Below are 1,198 nucleotides of genomic sequence, written 5' to 3' on the forward strand. Positions count from 1 at the left end.
AGGATATGCAAACTCACACATGAGAAAAACTCACTTTGAAGATGCCTTTGAGACGATTTTAAATGGCAAAGTTTGGCTTTATCCAGAATTTATCCAAGCGATGATTGGAGAGCTAACTGGCTCATATATAAATAATGAAAGTGAAACTTTAGAGAAAAAGTCTGATCTAAGCGAGCTTAGCTCACGTGAAAAAGAGATCGCAAACTTAATCTACCAAGGTCTAACAAACAATGAAATTTCAGAGCAAACAGGCATTACTTTAAGGACAGTAAAGGCGCACACCACGTCGATTTATAGCAAACTAAATGTGAAAGATAGAATAGGTCTTGTACTTTTGATGAAGCAGCTACATGCGTAAAATTTTGCTTCTTTTTTTTGTCTCTTCTCTTTTTGCAAATAATTTTGAAATTTCTCCAAAAAATATATCTCAATGCAAAAATCAAATTTGCAAAAATATCCTAAATCACTATGCAAATTTTATGAAAAAAATAGAACACGAAAGCTTTATAAGAAAGCTAGAACTCATAAATTCATACTTAAATTCCTTAATGCCAAGATATGATGATTTTTACAATACAAATGTCGATGTGTGGAGCACTAGGAGCGAGTTTTTAAGGCGAGGTGGCGGAGACTGCGAGGAGTACGCGATATCAAAGCGTGATAGCCTAAAAGATCTTGGTGTAGATAATCAAAAATGTCTTCTAGTCGTTCAGGAAAAAAATACGAAAAAATATCATATGGTGCTAGCTGTTTGGGAAAATTTACACAAAGAGCCTTTGATACTAGATAATCTAAGCTTTAGAGTTTTGCCACTTTCGAAGCGTTATGACCTTGTGCCAGAGTATTGCTTGATGGATGGAAAATATTTTAAGATAAAAAAAGATGGCATAAATTTAGAGCCAGTAAATATAAGAATGCAAACTTACGAAAATTTGATAAAAAAAGAAAAAGAAGAGAAATTTTGGAAGAATTAATCTTCCAAGTCGATGTCTATTTTTTCAACATTTGTTGTAATATCTTTGGTGTTTTTCTCAATGTTGTGTTTATTTTTCTCGATTAGTGATCTGTTTTGACCTATAAGGTCTCTATTTTCTTTGATGCCATCACTGTTTTGCTCGATCATCTTACTTAGCGTCGCTATCTTTTTTTCATAGCGGATCATTAAGAAGTAGATCACGTAAATTAGCAGTAAAATTAC

The 1,198-nt window shown here is 33.0% G+C and carries 3 protein-coding genes; 2 read left to right on the forward strand and 1 reads right to left on the reverse strand.

The genetic code is table 11. The features are described from left to right. The coding region (locus CYP77_RS08915) for a response regulator transcription factor (protein ID WP_141090845.1) at positions 1-358 on the forward strand (358 nt) is incomplete at its 5' end. Positions 359-479: 121 nt separating this feature from the next. Beyond that, positions 480-974, forward strand: a complete 495-nt coding sequence (locus tag CYP77_RS08920; protein WP_223228736.1) for a transglutaminase-like cysteine peptidase — start codon at positions 480-482, stop codon at positions 972-974. Here the strand turns inward: CYP77_RS08920 and CYP77_RS08925 are convergent. Beyond that, positions 971-1,198, reverse strand: a 228-nt coding sequence (locus CYP77_RS08925; protein WP_103599747.1) for a flagellar biosynthesis protein, incomplete at its 5' end; no start/stop codon positions are given. The two genes, CYP77_RS08920 and CYP77_RS08925, sit on opposite strands and share 4 nt — an antisense overlap.

This window comes from Campylobacter concisus (genome assembly GCF_002913865.1).
Classification (GTDB): Bacteria; Campylobacterota; Campylobacteria; order Campylobacterales; family Campylobacteraceae; genus Campylobacter_A; species Campylobacter_A concisus_AM.

Coding starts and splice junctions, on each gene's coding strand:
- CYP77_RS08920 (WP_223228736.1), top strand. CDS start 480: ATGAAAAAAATAGAACACGAAAGCTTTATAAGAAAGCTAGAACTCATA.